This window comes from Paenibacillus sp. PK3_47, from assembly GCF_023520895.1.
GTDB lineage: Bacteria > Bacillota > Bacilli > Paenibacillales > Paenibacillaceae > Paenibacillus_AQ.
Window position 1 is genome coordinate 3603147 of the sequence record NZ_CP026029.1, and the last position, 15678, is coordinate 3618824.

13 protein-coding genes, 14 tRNA genes and 1 rRNA gene are annotated in these 15678 nt (G+C 51.2%); 24 read left to right on the top strand and 4 right to left on the bottom strand.

Annotated elements, in window-relative coordinates; all coding sequences use genetic code 11:
- Positions 1–61: 61 nt before the first annotated feature.
- The 15 genes from rrf to C2I18_RS16070 all read left to right on the top strand — a co-directional run bounded on the left by rrf (position 62) and on the right by C2I18_RS16070 (position 1577).
- Positions 62–178: ribosomal RNA gene (gene rrf / locus C2I18_RS16000) — 5S ribosomal RNA — on the top strand.
- A 62-nt stretch (positions 179–240) separates the two neighbouring features.
- Positions 241–317, top strand: a tRNA-Ile gene (locus C2I18_RS16005).
- A 3-nt stretch (positions 318–320) separates the two neighbouring features.
- A tRNA-Asn gene (locus tag C2I18_RS16010) sits at positions 321–396 on the top strand.
- Between the two features lie 3 nt (positions 397–399).
- A tRNA-Ser gene (locus C2I18_RS16015) sits at positions 400–489 on the top strand.
- Positions 490–581: 92 nt separating this feature from the next.
- A tRNA-Glu gene (locus C2I18_RS16020) sits at positions 582–653 on the top strand.
- Positions 654–659: 6 nt separating this feature from the next.
- Positions 660–735, top strand: a tRNA-Val gene (locus tag C2I18_RS16025).
- A 32-nt stretch (positions 736–767) separates the two neighbouring features.
- A tRNA-Met gene (locus C2I18_RS16030) sits at positions 768–841 on the top strand.
- A 15-nt stretch (positions 842–856) separates the two neighbouring features.
- Positions 857–934 (top strand) — tRNA-Asp (locus C2I18_RS16035).
- Positions 935–954: 20 nt separating this feature from the next.
- Positions 955–1029: transfer RNA gene (locus tag C2I18_RS16040), tRNA-Gln, on the top strand.
- Between the two features lie 9 nt (positions 1030–1038).
- Positions 1039–1114 (top strand) — tRNA-Lys (locus C2I18_RS16045).
- Between the two features lie 18 nt (positions 1115–1132).
- Positions 1133–1216 (top strand) — tRNA-Leu (locus C2I18_RS16050).
- A 7-nt stretch (positions 1217–1223) separates the two neighbouring features.
- Positions 1224–1298 (top strand) — tRNA-Gly (locus tag C2I18_RS16055).
- Positions 1299–1308: 10 nt separating this feature from the next.
- Positions 1309–1385 (top strand) — tRNA-Arg (locus C2I18_RS16060).
- Between the two features lie 35 nt (positions 1386–1420).
- Positions 1421–1494, top strand: a tRNA-Pro gene (locus tag C2I18_RS16065).
- Between the two features lie 12 nt (positions 1495–1506).
- A tRNA-Gly gene (locus C2I18_RS16070) sits at positions 1507–1577 on the top strand.
- Positions 1578–2308: 731 nt separating this feature from the next.
- On the opposite strand, the gene katA is transcribed toward C2I18_RS16070, so the two are convergent.
- Complete coding sequence (katA, locus tag C2I18_RS16075; protein ID WP_249896772.1) at positions 2309–3766, bottom strand: catalase KatA; 1458 nt, start codon at positions 3764–3766, stop codon at positions 2309–2311.
- A gap of 341 nt (positions 3767–4107) precedes the next feature.
- A complete protein-coding gene (glgP, locus tag C2I18_RS16080; protein WP_249896773.1) occupies positions 4108–5724 on the bottom strand; it encodes an alpha-glucan family phosphorylase in 1617 nt (538 codons plus the stop codon).
- Positions 5725–6070: 346 nt separating this feature from the next.
- On the opposite strand from glgP, the gene C2I18_RS16085 reads away from it, so the two are divergent.
- The 8 genes from C2I18_RS16085 to C2I18_RS16120 all read left to right on the top strand — a co-directional run bounded on the left by C2I18_RS16085 (position 6071) and on the right by C2I18_RS16120 (position 12589).
- Positions 6071–7039, top strand: coding sequence for a copper amine oxidase N-terminal domain-containing protein (locus tag C2I18_RS16085; RefSeq protein WP_249896774.1), 969 nt, complete (start codon positions 6071–6073; stop codon positions 7037–7039).
- A 172-nt stretch (positions 7040–7211) separates the two neighbouring features.
- On the top strand, positions 7212–8105 hold the full coding sequence (gene rbsK, locus C2I18_RS16090) for a ribokinase (protein WP_249896775.1): 894 nt from the start codon (positions 7212–7214) through the stop codon (positions 8103–8105).
- A gap of 25 nt (positions 8106–8130) precedes the next feature.
- Entirely contained in the window at positions 8131–8895 is a 765-nt protein-coding gene (aroD, locus tag C2I18_RS16095; RefSeq protein ID WP_249896776.1) for a type I 3-dehydroquinate dehydratase, read from the top strand.
- Positions 8896–8934: 39 nt separating this feature from the next.
- Entirely contained in the window at positions 8935–9045 is a 111-nt protein-coding gene (locus C2I18_RS16100) for a type I 3-dehydroquinate dehydratase (protein WP_481857943.1), read from the top strand.
- Between the two features lie 162 nt (positions 9046–9207).
- Entirely contained in the window at positions 9208–9906 is a 699-nt protein-coding gene (locus tag C2I18_RS16105) for a response regulator transcription factor (protein ID WP_249896777.1), read from the top strand.
- Positions 9903–11261 (top strand): sensor histidine kinase, encoded by a 1359-nt coding sequence (locus C2I18_RS16110; RefSeq protein ID WP_249896778.1) that lies wholly within the window; start codon positions 9903–9905, stop codon positions 11259–11261. Before C2I18_RS16105 ends, C2I18_RS16110 begins: the two co-directional genes overlap by 4 nt.
- Before the next feature lie 2 nt (positions 11262–11263).
- Entirely contained in the window at positions 11264–11875 is a 612-nt protein-coding gene (locus tag C2I18_RS16115) for a PepSY domain-containing protein (RefSeq protein ID WP_249896779.1), read from the top strand.
- Positions 11876–11986: 111 nt separating this feature from the next.
- Positions 11987–12589 carry a PepSY domain-containing protein gene (locus tag C2I18_RS16120; protein ID WP_249896780.1) on the top strand — a complete coding sequence of 201 codons (603 nt, stop codon included), beginning with the start codon at positions 11987–11989 and terminating at the stop codon, positions 12587–12589.
- 94 nt (positions 12590–12683) lie between these two features.
- On the opposite strand, the gene C2I18_RS16125 is transcribed toward C2I18_RS16120, so the two are convergent.
- The gene (locus C2I18_RS16125) at positions 12684–13448 is read right to left on the bottom strand and encodes a MerR family transcriptional regulator (protein ID WP_249896781.1); all 765 of its coding nucleotides are present in this window, start codon (positions 13446–13448) and stop codon (positions 12684–12686) included.
- A 243-nt stretch (positions 13449–13691) separates the two neighbouring features.
- A complete protein-coding gene (locus C2I18_RS16130; RefSeq protein ID WP_249896782.1) occupies positions 13692–14444 on the bottom strand; it encodes a 3'-5' exonuclease in 753 nt (250 codons plus the stop codon).
- Positions 14445–14681: 237 nt separating this feature from the next.
- Between C2I18_RS16130 and C2I18_RS16135 the strand changes: the two genes are divergently transcribed.
- Positions 14682–15101, top strand: a complete 420-nt coding sequence (locus tag C2I18_RS16135) for a hypothetical protein (RefSeq protein ID WP_249896783.1) — start codon at positions 14682–14684, stop codon at positions 15099–15101.
- Positions 15102–15678 lie beyond the last annotated feature (577 nt).

Genomic DNA, 15678 nt, shown 5'->3' on the forward strand with positions numbered 1-15678 from the left:
TCATTCACACAACTGTGATGAACGTAATTTCTAGCGCCAGCGTTTGTTTCACAAACGCATGTTTGGTGGCGATAGCGGAGGGGTTCCACGCGTACCCATCCCGAACACGACCGTTAAGCCCTCCAGCGCCGATGGTACTTGGACCGAAGGGTCCTGGGAGAGTAGGACGCCGCCAAGCGCAGTTTTCTACAAACTTAGTATTTTTTTTTGCCCTTATTAGTTGAATAGGTGTATGAGAACGGGCCTTTAGCTCAGCTGGTTAGAGCGCACCTCTGATAAGGGTGAGGTCAGTGGTTCGAGTCCACTAAGGCCCACCATTTTCCCTGATAGCTCAGTTGGTAGAGCACTCGACTGTTAATCGAGTTGTCACAGGTTCGAGTCCTGTTCGGGGAGCCATCTGGAGAGGTGTCCGAGTTTGGCCGAAGGAGCACGATTGGAAATCGTGTAGGCGCCACAAGCGTCTCGAGGGTTCGAATCCCTCTCTCTCCGTTGTAATACCTTCCCTGTATAGGGATGAGAACCCTCAGTGGTTCGTTGGAGCATAAACTTCGTTGCAATACCTTTGAGAAGTACATAAGCGTGGCCCGTTGGTCAAGGGGTTAAGACACCTCCCTTTCACGGAGGTAACAGGGGTTCGAATCCCCTACGGGTCATATCATGGAGGCTTAGCTCAGCTGGGAGAGCATCTGCCTTACAAGCAGAGGGTCGGGGGTTCGATCCCCTCAGCCTCCACCATTTATTTTTAACTGAATAGAGCTTTATACTGACGCGGGGTGGAGCAGCCCGGTAGCTCGTCGGGCTCATAACCCGAAGGCCGCAGGTTCAAATCCTGCCCCCGCAATTAACCTTTTATCTTGGAACCGTGGTGTAGTTGGCCTAACATGCCTGCCTGTCACGCAGGAGATCGCGGGTTCGAATCCCGTCGGTTCCGCCATTACTTCTGCTAATTATTGTTGGGGATTAGCCAAGCGGTAAGGCAACGGACTTTGACTCCGTCATGCATAGGTTCAAATCCTATATCCCCAGCCATTTTTGTGAGAGCCATTAGCTCAGTTGGTAGAGCACCTGACTTTTAATCAGGGTGTCGAAGGTTCGAGTCCTTCATGGCTCACCATTTATTTCTCTAAAGTGTGCGCGTGTGGCGGAATGGCAGACGCACCAGACTTAGGATCTGGCGTTTCACGACGTGGGGGTTCAAGTCCCTTCACGCGCACCATGTTTTTGCGGACGTGGCTCAGCGGTAGAGCATCGCCTTGCCAAGGCGAGGGTCGCGGGTTCGATTCCCGTCGTCCGCTCCATATAAATTATGCGCCCTTAGCTCAGCTGGATAGAGCGTTTGACTACGAATCAAAAGGTCAGGAGTTCGAATCTCTTAGGGCGCGCCATTTATATTTTTTTGCAATAATGAATTTCTTTTTTACGGGATGTAGCTCAGCTTGGTAGAGCACCTGGTTTGGGACCAGGGGGTCGCATGTTCAAATCGTGTCATCCCGATTTTGTATTTTTGCGGGTGTAGTTCAATGGTAGAACTTCAGCCTTCCAAGCTGATAGCGTGGGTTCGATTCCCATCACCCGCTTACTGATTTACCTAGCTTCAAAGCATTACACAGCGCTGCGGATATCCGCAGTGCTTTTTTTGTGCTGCAAAGTCCGAATCCTGTGCCAGAGCAGTGTATCTGGTAAGGAGCCTGCATAAAGACTGACAAAGTAGCTCGCATCTTCAAAATTAACAATGTGATTCAATCCACGCCCGGTCGCGCACCAGAACCTATTAATGACTTGGAAAGCTAGGGCTAACGGACCCTGGTTCCGTTAATTTGCGCTAGAGGTGTGTTTTGGAATCCTAACGGACCCTGGATCCGTTATTTCATTCGAAAGGGCATAATTTACACATCATTTAGCCGAATAAAGGAACAACGGTCCGTTAGGCATGGAAACGGGCGATATTAGGCAAATAACGGACTCAGTGTCCGTTAGCGTGCGAAAGAGGACGAGGCATATAAACGGATGCAATGTCTGAAGACATAGAAACACAGCAAAGAAACCAAAGACCATTAAAAGAGCTGGGTTTCTGGGCACTCTGAGAATATTGCAGATATCAGATGGGAAGCCTGCTTTGGTCCGAAAAGGAATTCAGAAATTGTATTCTGCACTACGGTTATCATGCGGAAATACTTGAACCCCTCTCGGCAAGGGGAGCACTGAAGCACCAGCTGGAGCGATGGATTGAACTTTATCAAAAGTAAAACCATAAGAACGCAGAAACCCCGGACCAATGATGGTCCGGGGTTATATACTTAAATAAAACTTATAATCCCTCAGGTACTGTTAATCCAAGACCTTCGGCAATGCGTGTACCGAATTCGGGATCTGCTTTGTAGAAATGGCCAATCTGGCGGAGTTTGATTTCATCGAACTCTACCGGAGCCATGGCACCGACGATATTGCGGACAAGGCGTGTACGTTCATCTTCACTCAGCAGACGATAGAGATCGCCAGGCTGTGTATAGTGGTCATTGTGATCGTAAGCAGTGCTGTCAGCATGACCGGTTACCTGGAATGGAGCCGGTTTGTGCTCAGGGGACTCTTTGGCGCCTCCGAAGCTGTTCGGCTCATAATATACCGAGGCACCGCCGTTGTTCCCATAGGCCATGGCACCGTCACGCTGATTATTATTTACCTCGGCAACCGGCCGGTTGATCGGCAGCTGGTTGTGGTTGGCACCTACCCGGTAGCGGTGGGCATCGGCATAGGCGAACAGGCGGCCCTGCAGCATTTTATCAGGTGAAGCTTCAATTCCCGGTACGAATGATCCTGGGGAGAAGGTAGCCTGCTCCACTTCTGCAAAGTAATTCTCCGGATTACGGTCCAGCACCATACGGCCGACTTCGATCAGCGGGTAATCCTTTTGCGACCATGTCTTGGTTACATCGAACGGATCAAAGCGGTAGGTGTTGGCATCCTCCAAAGGCATGATCTGCACATACAGTCTCCACGCCGGGAAATCACCCTTATCAATCGCATTGAACAAATCTTCTGTATGATAATCCGGATTTTCGCCGGCAATTTGCGCTGCCAGGTTCACGTCGAGATTCTTGACGCCCTGTTCTGTTTTGAAGTGGTATTTCACCCATACAGCAGCGCCTTCGGCATTTACCCATTTGAACGTATGGCTTCCGAAACCGTGCATATGACGCAGTGTGGCCGGAATGCCGCGGTCTGACATCAGAATGGTAACCTGGTGCAGGGACTCAGGAGACAAAGACCAGAAATCCCATACTGCGTTCGGATTTTTGAGATGTGTCTGCGGATGACGCTTTTGTGTATGAATAAAGTCCGGGAACTTGATCGCATCTCTAATGAAAAAGACAGGGGTATTATTGCCGACCAGGTCGTAATTACCTTCTTCAGTGTAAAATTTCACGGCAAAACCGCGCGGATCGCGGACCGTATCCGCTGAGCCAAGCTCACCGGCTACAGTAGAGAAACGGATGAACATTGGTGTGCGTTTGCCGACTTCGGACAAGAAGGCAGCTTTAGTATATTGGGACAAATCCTGTGTCACTTCAAAATATCCATGAGCACCTGCACCTTTGGCGTGAACAACACGCTCCGGAACACGCTCCCGGTTAAAATGTGCCAATTTCTCAAGAAGATGCACATCCTGCAGCAAAGTAGGTCCACGGGAACCTGCAGTCATTGAATTTTGATTATCGCCAACGGGTGCGCCCCAGCTTGTTGTAAGTTTGTTATTTCCTTGACTCATGAATACCTTCACCTCGTAATAGGATTTGATTTTAGATTTAGTATAAGTTTTATATTAAACATAATGATTGAAAAAAGCAATTCTTTTTTATAATAATTTTAATTAACATTATGCACCACAAATGAGAGTCATGATCGTTAGGCCTGCTTGAGCCCGAGAAAAAATTACGCAGCAGAAAAATCCCGCCCGCAGCTGCGGGCAGGAGGAGGATCTCGCTAGAAAATGAGTACGGTAAGGCTGTCAGTGTGTTAACGGAAGGATAGCCGATATGAATACCGGGAGTGACACCAGCCATTAATCAAATGACTGCTGCTGACATTAATGACCTGGTGCTGGCGCGATCAATTTCTAATATACATCCGGTTATAGTACTCATCCAGCATCCGTTTGGTGGCAAACTCCGTGCGGGTTGTTTCGATGCTCTTATGCATCATCTGCACCCACTTGTCACGGTTGTCATAATACGCCGGGAGTACCCGGCTCATCAGTGTATCATACAGTGCGTCGCTGTCATGTTTATCGAGCAGGGAAAAATCTGCAGTCTCGAAACCGCCGCCGATCTGCCAGCCGTTCTCACCGTTAATGCAGGCTTCCGGCCACCAGCCGTCAAGGATGGAGCAGTTCAACACGCCGTTCATGGCGGCTTTCATTCCTGAGGTTCCGCTGGCTTCAAGCGGCCTGCGCGGATTGTTGAGCCAGATGTCAGAGCCGCGGGTCAGCTGTGCGCCGATTGTCATATCGTAATTTTCCAGGAAAACAACGCTTTTCGGATACTTTTTCATCATGGCTACGAGGTTGCTGACGATTTTTTTGCCGGTATCATCCAGCGGGTGGGCTTTGCCTGAGAAAACAATCTGAATTTTACCGCTTTCCAGATAAGGCTCAATGACTTCCGGCTGGGAGAAAATAAGGTCGCTGCGTTTATAGGGTGCAGCACGCCGCGAAAATCCGATCAGCAGATGCTCAGGATTAAGCAGAGTGCCGGAACGTTCTTCAATAAAGGTGATCAGTTCATTCTTGATCTCCTGATGTACTGCCCACAGATCACCGCCCTGCTCAAAAGCACGGGTAATCCGTTCATCCACCCAGGTAGGCGTATGAATGGCGTTGGTGATACCGATGATCTCCGATCTGCCGGCCACTTCCTTCCACATCTTATTCGCCGTGTCTGCATGCAGCTGGGCTACAGCATTGGAGATGCGTGAGAGGCGCAGACCGGCGACGGTCATGTTGAACGGCTCACCGCCAATCCGTTCCATCTGGGCGCGGGTGAGACCATTGAATGCCCCCATATATTCCAGCCGGTCCAGCGGATGGGTCTCATTGCCTTCCTTGATCGGTGTATGTGTAGTGAACACAACCTCCTGCCGTGTAGCTTTCCAGGCTTCCTCAAAGGTGCTGCCGCCGGACATTTTTTCACGGATCAGCTCGATCGCGGCAAGTGCGGCATGGCCCTCATTGAAATGGTAGACATCAACCGGAATCTGGAGCGCACGCATAGCCTTAACGCCGCCAATGCCGAGGACAATTTCCTGGGCGATCCGCTCTTCGCCGAACCAGCCGTACAGCTGGCCTGTAATCCAGGCATCACTGTTCTCAGGAATATCCGTATCAAGCAGATACAGCGGATTGTTGCCGAACTGCTCTGTTTTCCACACCTTGCATACGACATCGGTCTTCCGGACCCTTACAGTGACCTTGACCCCGGTGTCTTCAAGAAAATCATAGGCATAATTATGGTAAGAGTCGTAAGGATTGCCGTTGTCATCAATTTTCTGATCCGTGTATCCTTGCTTCCATTTCAGCCCGATCGGGATGATTGGAGCGCCGATGTCCTTGGCCCCCTTGATGTAGTCACCGGCAAGAATGCCGAGACCACCGGCGTACATTTTGAAGTCGGAATGCAGCCCGTACTCCATGCTGAAATAAGCTACTGACGGTAAGCGGTTCTGGTTCACTTGATAAGCCTCCTAATTACATTTTGGATGGAAAATAGGAACTGCTGCCGGCTTATTCTAAGATGCAAACGTTTGCTCAAAATGGTCTGCTGGAGCCTTCTGGAAGCGATTGCACCATCATTCTAGCACATCCTTTTGCAAAAAGCATTTAAAGATTTGGCACGGATATTCGGCCGCTGGATCGGAAGAGTAATTTGAATGATTATGGATAGGTCTGTTGTCTAGGGCTGTGGTATCTTGCAATCCAGGACCCATGCTTTATTTCCTGAATTACAAGACACCTATAACAAAACATTATCCATCGACCGACAACTAACTATACAAAACTTCTTAGGGGGAACACCGCATGAGAAAAAGCTCTATCATCCTTATTAGCAGTATACTCGCCGTAACCATGACTTCCGGAGCCGCACTTGCAAAGCCAGACAACAGCAATGGAAAAAGCAACAAAGAAGAAGCTCAAGCAGCAAAACCTGATAATGGACCTGCGACTAAGAAGGCTGAAGACAATGCAAATGAAAAGTCTAAGGGCAACGCAAACAGTAAAGCAGACAAAGCAAAAGAGGATACAAAAGAAAAAGAAATAGAAAAAGAAAAAGACAAGGACAAAGACAACGGCAAAAATACAGTTACTACTGCTACCTATGCTACATACGGAAACAATGGCCATAATGGATATAAGGGGCTTTTTCGTGCGATTGAGAACGTAAAGGACAAGCCGGCCGGTGCAGTGATTGCCGAGCTTTTGCTGACTAAATATAATACTGAGCTGTCAGCTGAAGCGAAAGCAGAGCTGGAGGCCATTGTTGAGAAAGATGCTGCCTTGACAGCACTTGCTGCTATTCTGAACCAAAAGGGCAGCGTGACCGATGCGGTGTATGTACAGAAAGAAGCGATCCTGGCCGATGTTAAAAATATCGAATCTTACAAAAAGCTGGGCAAGCTCTATGATCAGGTAAACAAAAAGGGAATTAAGCTCTACGTCAATGGTGAAGAAACGAACACTGGAGTACCCCCGATCCTGACTTCCGGAAGCACCCTGGTCCCTTTTAAGGCCATTGCTGAAGCTTTAGAGGCAGCAGTAGTCTGGAATGCGCAGGAGCGTTCGGTCACCGTAACCCGCGGGGACATTACTGTGAAGCTGTTCATTGATAAGAAAACCGCCTACGTCAACGGGAAAGCTACTACTCTTCAGGCAGCTCCGGCAATCGTCAAAGGCAGTACAGTTGTACCTGCCCGCTTTGTCAGTGAAGCCCTGAAAGCGACTGTGAAGTGGGAACCAGCGTCCCAATCGGTAATCATTTACAATGAATAGAGACAGCGGCGGTCTATAATTAATAACTTTAGGGTACGGCCCCAGGCCGTATCCTTTTTTTAACGGTATATGCAGCACTCCTTCTTGAGTTCAGTCCCAAAACCCAATAAGATAGAGAATAACAGTTAGGATGGTGACAACTTTGGGGATTGTAGTAATCGGAAGCTTGAACATGGATATGGTAGTTCGTACAGAGCGTGCTCCCGGGGCAGGGGAGACGTTATTTGGTGATAGCTTTGCGCTGTCTCCCGGCGGGAAGGGCGCGAATCAGGCAGTAGCGGCAGCAAGACTGGGCGGCAAGGTCAGTATGATCGGCAGTGTCGGCAAGGATGCGTTCGGGAATGAGCTGCTTGATATTATGCGGCAGGAGGGCATCTCTACAGAGCATATTGTGCAGAGCGCCACACAGGCTACAGGGGTCGCTTCTATCGTCGTGGACGGTGAGGGAGAGAACCGGATTATCGTGGTACCAGGGGCTAATATTGAACTTGGGCCGGAAGATATCAAGCTGCTGGAGAACGTAATCAGCAGTGCCGAGATCGTTGTTATGCAGCTGGAGACAGACCTGCAGATGTGTGAAGAAGCAGCGGCTATTGCGCACCGCTACAGCATCCCGGTTATTCTGAACCCGGCGCCGGCCAGAGCGCTGAGTGACGAGATGTTACGCCATGTTACTTACCTGACTCCAAATGAAAGTGAGACCGGAGTACTGACAGGGATGGAAGTGAACAGTGTGGAAGCGGCAGAGCAGGCGGCGCAAATTCTGCTCCAGCGGGGTGTGCAGAATGTCGTGATAACACTCGGGTCCAAAGGAGCGCTGATAGTCAATGCTTCCGGAAGCACGTATGTCGCCGGATTCCCGGTGCAGGCTGTAGATACAGTGGCAGCAGGGGATTCCTTCAACGGGGCGCTCGCTTACCAGCTGACCGAAGGCAGAACCCTTCAGGAAGCCGTGCGATTCGCCAATGCCGTCGGCGCACTGGCGGTCGGCAAGCGGGGAGCGATTCCGTCTTTGCCTGCACTGCCGGAGGTTGAAAGATTCCTTAAGGCAGTTGAAAAGAATTAAGTAAGGACATAAGGAGACTGAAATCATGAGCGGTACAGTAACGGTTAAGAATGTGACCCTCGGTGAGGGGATGCCCAAGATTTGTGTACCGCTGGTCGGAGCAACATTGCCGGAGCTCGAGAGTGAGGCTGAGGCACTGAAAACACTGGCTCCGGATATGGCGGAGTGGCGCTGTGATTTGTTTGCCGGCGTTGAAGACATGGAGGCAGTGAAGGAAACACTGCACCGGATCAACACCATTCTGCCGGAGATTCCGCTGATCTTCACCTTCCGCAGCACCAGAGAAGGCGGGGACAAGGAGATTTCCAAAGAGTATTACATCCAGCTGAACAAGACGGCTGCCGAAAGCGGCCATGTTGATATTATTGATGTGGAACTGTTCAACGAGGAAGCGGATGTCCGTGAGCTGATTGCTGCTGCACATGCCAGCGGGGTATTCGTGATTCTCTCCAATCATGATTTTACGGGAACGCCGGATGAAGAGGAGATCGTATCCCGGCTGCGCAGGGCACAGGAGCTCGGCGGGGATCTGCCGAAGATTGCCGTCATGCCTAACAGTCCCGGGGATGTGCTGACACTGCTGTCGGCAACGAACCGTATGCAGGAGCAGTACGCAGACCGTCCGATCATAACAATGTCCATGGCCGGGGAAGGAGTAATCAGCCGCCTGGCCGGTGAAATATTCGGCTCTGCGCTTACCTTTGGTGCAGCTTGCAAGCCTTCGGCTCCGGGCCAGGTAGCTGCTGCCGAGCTGAGGAAGGTACTGGAACTGCTGCACCGCAGTTTATAAGACAGGCATATATAGGATGCCAGCCGCCTGGCCGGTGAAATATTCGGCTCTGCGCTTACCTTTGGTGCAGCTTACAAGCCTTCGGCTCCGGGCCAGGTAGCTGCTGCCGAGCTGAGGAAGGTCCTGGAACTGCTGCACCGCAGTTTATAAGACAGGCATTTATAGGATGCCCAAGCCGCTTAAGGTGGCGGGGGTATCCTTTTTGTGTGTAACGGGGCCGTATTTGAATCAGCGGACACTTATGCCATACAATGTAGGCAGCGGATACACATATTTAAGCTTGTCAGGCCAATATATAGAGGGGGACGCTGGATGACAGAATCCATTCTGGTTGTCGAGGATGAAGTAAAAATCGCAAGACTGCTGCAGATTGAGCTGGAATGCGAAGGGTACCGCGTGGATATAGCGGGCAGCGGGCATGAGGGGCTGGAGAGCTATCAGAACCGGCAGCCGGATCTGATCCTGCTGGATGTCATGCTTCCGGGCTTCAGCGGTATTGAGCTGCTGCGGCGTATCCGGCTGAATGATGCCCATACTCCGGTTTTGATGCTGACCGCCAAAGGCTCTGTGGAAGATAAAGTCTCCGGGCTTGATCTCGGGGCGAATGACTATATCACCAAACCCTTTCAAATCGAGGAACTGCTGGCACGTGTACGCGCCGCCCTGCGGCTTGCGTCTGCCCGCACAGCAGCAGAGACAGTTACAGACCAATGGCTGAAGGCTGAGGATCTGCAATTAAATGAGACCACCCGTGAGGTGATCCGGGCAGGCCGCAGGATTGATCTCACTCCCAGAGAGTTTGACCTGCTGGTATACCTGCTGAAGAACAAACGCCAGGTGCTGAACCGCGAGCAAATTATGACAGCGGTCTGGGGCTATGACTATTACGGGGATACGAATGTGGTGGATGTCTACATCCGGTATGTCCGTAAAAAAATCGATCAGGGCGGACAGAACGAGCTGATCCATACCGTCCGGGGGATCGGATATGTGCTGAAGGAATCCCAATGAAGCTGAGGAGCAAGATCTACCTCTATTCCAGCGTGCTGTTTGCCGTGCTTCTAGTAATAATGAACCTGGCTATATACTACATTTTCAGCACGCTGTCGGTTGATAACCAGCTGGACCGGGCCGATGCAGAGGCCGCCAAGATCGCTGCCGATATGCGGAGGGCAGGCAGTGAGGTGTCTGCACCGGAGCTGCTCCGCGCCTATGTGCCGATTGAAGGCATGCTTAGGCTGTACGCCGGGGACGGCAGCGGACCGGCACCTGTTACATCGGCAGCTGAAGGAGAGCTCAGCACGCTTAAGCCGGTATTTTATAATGAAAAGCACAGTGAAATTATCCGGGTGGATGGCCGTTCCTATGCCTTCATATCCATTCCTGTCATCTGGGTGGACGGAAGCGTAATGAACGTGCAAATGACCCAGAGCCTGGAGAGTACAATGGATACGCTTGGTGTACTGAGGCTTGTGCTTGCCGGGACGACGGTATTTGCGCTGCTGCCGCTGCTGCTCTCCAGCCGGGTGCTGTCGGGTCTCATTATGCGGCCTATTGTGCAAATGACAGCTACGATGCGGGAGATCAAGCAGAGCGGCAAATTCCGCAGGCTCACCCTGGATGAGACCTCCAAAGATGAGCTGGTGGAGATGGGGCAGACCTTTAACGAAATGATCGCTCTGCTGGAGAGTAATTATGTGAAGCAGGAGAAATTTGTGTCCGATGCTTCCCATGAGCTGCGCACACCGTTAACGGTGATCGAGAGCTATGCCAGTCTGCTTAAGCGCCGCGGACTTGCACATCCCGAATTGTTCACTGAGTCTGTGGAAGCGATCCATTCGGAAGCCATCCGGATGAAGGAGCTGACAGAGCAGCTGCTGCTGCTGGCCAAGCATCATGAGCACTGGAATCTGTCGATGAAAGTGATTGACCTGGAAGAGCTTGTCCGCGATTCAGCCAAAGTGTTCCGGAATGCCTATGGCAGAGAAGTGACAGTTAAGGTAAAAGGTGAGGTCAAGGGATACAGCGATGAAGCCAAGCTCAGGCAGCTGCTGTTCATCTTCCTGGACAATGCCCGCAAATACAGTGATGATGATATTTACGTGTCACTGGAGGCTTCCGGACAGGAGCGGCTGATCACGGTGGTAGACCGGGGCATCGGCATTCCCCGCGATGAGCTGCCCAAAATATTCGACCGCTTCTACAGAGTGGACGAATCCAGGGGACGTAAACAGGGCGGCGCCGGACTGGGCCTGTCCCTGGCAGCAGAGATTGCCGCTGCTATCGGGGCCAGGCTGTCCATGGACAGTGTGGAAGGCGCAGGAACATCTGTATCGATTACGATTGCGGCCGGAAGCGGGGAATGAAGATGAAAATAAGCAAGATTCCTAAAAAAAATGTAATTAGAGCGGCTGCAGCTCTTCTAATTGTCCTGCTGCTGGCCTTTGCAGCGCAGCGGCTGCTGCAGGGCAAAGCAGGCCAGCCCATGCCGGTTGAGCAGGCCAGACAGGTCGTGCTGGCGGAGTATCCCGGAACTATCTCAAGCCTGGAACTGCAATCCGGGAGGTACGTCGCGGAGCTGGAGCGGGATCAGGGCCTGTATGAGCTGCAGCTGGATGCCTCTTCCGGCGAAATCCTGTCTATAGTCCTGCTGCAGCCTGCTGCTTCTTCAGCGGTTACTCCTGCGCCGCAGCCGTCTTCTACGCCTTCGGCAGGAAGTACCGATCCGCCTGCCGCTTCACCGTCTCCCTCTGCGGGCCGGGCATTTTCCGAGGAGGAGGCGGTACAGCTGGCGCTGCAGGAGGTGCCGGGAGAACCGGATGATGTCGACACCGGGATTAACGCATCGGGTGCTTTTTACCTGGTGGAAATCAAAACCTTCGACGACCGCGAAGCCATCGTCCAGGTGGATGCCATATCGGGAAACATCATGTCTGTATCCTGGGAAGATCAGGATGACGGCGATGATGATAAACATTAATCCGTATTCTCATCAAATTCTAATGTTGCTGCCGCTTTTCTCTCATGTTGCCACGGTATATTAAATACATGAGAAAGACAAAGACAACAGTGACATAAGGAGGATACAGTAATGAGAAAAGGAATGAAGGTATGGGGCAGTATGGCCGCAGCGGCCATTATACTCGGAGGAGCTTACGGCATCAATGAGGTTCAGGGCGCTTCCGCAGGGACAGGAACAGGGACAGTACAGAGTCAGAGCCAAAGTAAAACACTGATTGGTGTGGAGAAGGCTGAAGCACTTGCGTTAAAGTCAGCAGAGGGCCGGGTAGAGAGCATTGATTTTAAGGAAAGAATCACCGGAGACTATTACAAGGTCGAAATCCGCCAGGCCAATAAAGAAATTGATGTGAGGGTAGATGCGTATACCGGAAAAATCTTAAGCGTACGCACAGAAACGGACGACGACGATGACGATTACAGAGAGTATGCAGCGGCAGACAGCGCCCAGGGCAGCAAGATGATCACGGCGGCAAAGGCTGCTGCAGCGGCTACAGCTTCTGTTCAAGGAAAGGTAACGGAGATCGATCTGGATGAGGACGACGGAAGATTCATCTATGAGGTAGAGGTCCGGAACGGGCGCACGAAGACCGAAGTCGGGGTGGATGCTTACACCGCCAAGGTCCTGTATACCGATGTTGATTCCGACGATGATTCCGACGACGATGACGATTGAGAGTGAAGACTTTAGTTGTGAAAATAAAAGGAGGCAGCCGGATGAATCCGGCTGCCTCTTCTTTTGTCATATTGCTGCTAAAGTCTGCAGATAACTACTCCTTACTCCCCGTATACACATGTACGGCATCTCTCAGAAACGCGGCCATGCCGGGACGCCGTTTATCATAATAGGCGGTAAAACGTTCATCGTCCACATACATTTGTGCAACAAAGGCGTGGGCTTCCTTGGTATAGCTGTCCCAGTAGAAGCTGAGCCACTGGCGGTGCAGATCCGCAGCTTTTTGGGCAAGCCCGCTTGCTGAATCGCCTTCCTCCATCGCCTGCTCCAGGGATTCGAACATATCCGCCTCCAGCTGCTGAAGGGCATTAAACTGCTCTTCGGTCATATTTTTCAGCTTGCGGTTCGACTTCTCTACGGTCTCCTCGCCATACTTCTCCCGGATCTCCTGGCCGTACTTCTGCTCGTTATCATCAATCAGCTTTTGCTTAAAGCCTGCGAATTTCTCTTCATTGCTCATAGTTAATCTTCCTTCCTTGTGTGCAAGTGTCAACTCGACGTTCGCGATAAGCTGATCCAGCTGCTGTCTCCGCTGAAGCAGGGTATGATGGTGCTCCTTAAGCGCTTGGACGCCGTCAAAAGACGGTGCAGTCACGATGTCCTTAATTCCTTCCAGGCTTAAACCCAGCTCCCGGTAAAAAAGAATCTGCTGCAGCCGGTCAACCTCTGTCTGGCCGTAGATGCGGTATCCCGATGAGTTGATTCTCGCCGGCTTGAGAAGTCCGAGCTCATCGTAATAACGCAGTGTCCGGGTGCTGATTCCTGCCAATGCCCCCAGCTTCTGCACGGTGTATTCCATAGCCGCTTAACCCTCCATTCACCTGTTCCGTCGTAAGCTTTAACCGGATCGCTGCCGCGTCCCGTCAATGTAAGCTGCTGCTTACAAATTCACTCTACACCTTTACGTAACGGCAATGTCAAAGCTTTTTTGATGTAAAAGAAAGTATGATATTGTGACGTGAAAAAGCGGCAGTCCCCATAGTATGTCCCCAAGGAAAACTGCCGCATTCTTGTGCTTACGGAAGAAGAAGGTTATTGCTGATTATTTCTTGCCGACCTGTGCCGCAAAGTATTCCTGCAGCTCCGCGACCTTCCGGGGATCAGCGAGTGCACCTTCAGCGGAGAAATAGTGCTCGGCTACGAGCTCCCAGGTCGGGACGATTTTTTGAGCGGTCATTGCTTTGATGGCGATCTTGACCGTCTTGCGTTCTCTGGCGTTGGAGAAGGTATCCTTGTAATGCTGTGCCTTCTCAAAATCCAGCTCATTAAAGATGGCCCGGAAAATTTCCGCCGTCATCTTGGCATCATCAAGCGCACGGTGCGCAGAACCGGAAGGCTCAAGACCCAGCAGGGCCATGGCTCCCTCCACGCTGATGTCATTACTGAGGCCGCGGGCGCGGAGCACTCCTTTGAGTAAGTCAAAATAGGTTGCCGCCATCCAGTAGGAGTCGTCCATTTTGTGCATGCGTGTATCCTGAATAATCCGTTTCATATCCTCGCCGCCCCAGGTCAGAAGCAGGACGCCGTCAGGACTCTGGTCAAGCCAGGCGCGGAATGCTGTAATCACCTTGGGAAAACGGGCAGCAACGTCGATATCCTCCTGGGGGATACCGGTTTTTTTCTTAATGAAGGAATTCAGGGTGGAGAAGTATATGGGTTTGATTAAGGCTGAGAACTCATCCTTAACTTGCAGCGATGCGTCTAACCGGACAGCTCCGATCTCAATGACCTCCATGGGATGCTCGCTTGCAAATTTGCGGCCGTTGAATTCGATGTCCAGAACAATATAATCCACAGGTATTGCCTCCGTTTCAGTGACTGGCGCTCTAGCATACAGTCTGTTCATGCGCCGACCCTTCTATTTTAACAAAAAAAGCATGAAAAAGGGAAAAAGGCATGGATTTGCCCCTGAAGACGGAGTGTCGCATCATAAGACTACAAGATTTGCCGGGTAATGCCGGAACAGTCCGGGTAATTAATTTGGATGTACTTATTTGGCGTATCAGGCTATGAACAAAGGAGGGGAATGCGGATGCTGCTGTACGTTACAGTTAAAAGCATGGGCAAGCGCAGACCGGTGCTGGAGCGGCGTGAACTGGTACTTGAGCCGGCACCAGGGAATTTGGAAGAGCTGATCACGGCCATTGTAGCTAAGCAGGTGAAGGAGCTTGCAGATAAGCAGGGGCGCGGGGAGCTGATCCCTTTTTTGACGGCAAATGCGGTTAACAACCAGAGAGTCACCGGTAAAATCGGCTTCGGGACGGCCTATAATGACAAGCCGCCTGAGCTGGAGAAAGCGGCGGAAGCTGCGCTGCTGGCGTTTGAGGACGGGCTGTATAAAGTGTTTTTGCGTGAAGAGGCCTGTGAGCGGCTGCAAGAGCCCTTGCTGCTGAATGAGGGAGACGAATTAGTGTTTATCCGGTTCACGATGCTGGCCGGAAGTCTATGGTAGAAGGGGAGGCTGAGTTATGGGAATCATGAGTATTGAGGAAGAAATACAGTGGTACAAGTGCCTTTAAATTTGCGAAAGGTGGGCGGGACGGCGAAATCGGAGGTATAAGTACCCTTGAATTCGCGATAAGTGGGGAGTACGGGTTCAATGAACAACTGTACACGAAAAACCGAGTACAATAGCACGCCGCGAGGGTCAACGAACTAAATGTACACGAAAAACCGAGTACAATGTGCCGCTGCGAGGGTCAACGAACCAAATGTACACGAAAAACCGAGTACAATAGCACGCCGCGAGGGTCAACGAACCAAATGTACACGAAAAACCGAGTACAATGTGCCGCTGCGAGGGTCAACGAACCAAATGTACACGAAAAACCGAGTACAATGTGCCGCCGCGAGGGTCAACGAACCAAATGTACATGAAAAACCGAGTACAATGTGCCGCTGCGAGGGTCAACGAACCAAATGTACACGAAAAACCGAGTACATTAGCAAGCCGTGAGGGTCAACGAACCAAATGTACACGAAAAACCGAGTACAATAGGACGCCGCGAGTGTTAACGAACCAAATGTAC

Bases quoted from the DNA above. Each gene is read 5' to 3' on its own strand.
- katA (WP_249896772.1), bottom strand. From the start codon at position 3,766: ATGAGTCAAGGAAATAACAAACTTACAACAAGCTGGGGCGCACCCGTT.
- C2I18_RS16085 (WP_249896774.1), top strand. From the start codon at position 6,071: ATGAGAAAAAGCTCTATCATCCTTATTAGCAGTATACTCGCCGTAACC.
- rbsK (WP_249896775.1), top strand. From the start codon at position 7,212: ATGGATATGGTAGTTCGTACAGAGCGTGCTCCCGGGGCAGGGGAGACG.
- aroD (WP_249896776.1), top strand. From the start codon at position 8,131: ATGAGCGGTACAGTAACGGTTAAGAATGTGACCCTCGGTGAGGGGATG.
- C2I18_RS16105 (WP_249896777.1), top strand. From the start codon at position 9,208: ATGACAGAATCCATTCTGGTTGTCGAGGATGAAGTAAAAATCGCAAGA.
- C2I18_RS16110 (WP_249896778.1), top strand. From the start codon at position 9,903: ATGAAGCTGAGGAGCAAGATCTACCTCTATTCCAGCGTGCTGTTTGCC.
- C2I18_RS16115 (WP_249896779.1), top strand. From the start codon at position 11,264: ATGAAAATAAGCAAGATTCCTAAAAAAAATGTAATTAGAGCGGCTGCA.
- C2I18_RS16120 (WP_249896780.1), top strand. From the start codon at position 11,987: ATGAGAAAAGGAATGAAGGTATGGGGCAGTATGGCCGCAGCGGCCATT.
- C2I18_RS16125 (WP_249896781.1), bottom strand. From the start codon at position 13,448: ATGGAATACACCGTGCAGAAGCTGGGGGCATTGGCAGGAATCAGCACC.
- C2I18_RS16135 (WP_249896783.1), top strand. From the start codon at position 14,682: ATGCTGCTGTACGTTACAGTTAAAAGCATGGGCAAGCGCAGACCGGTG.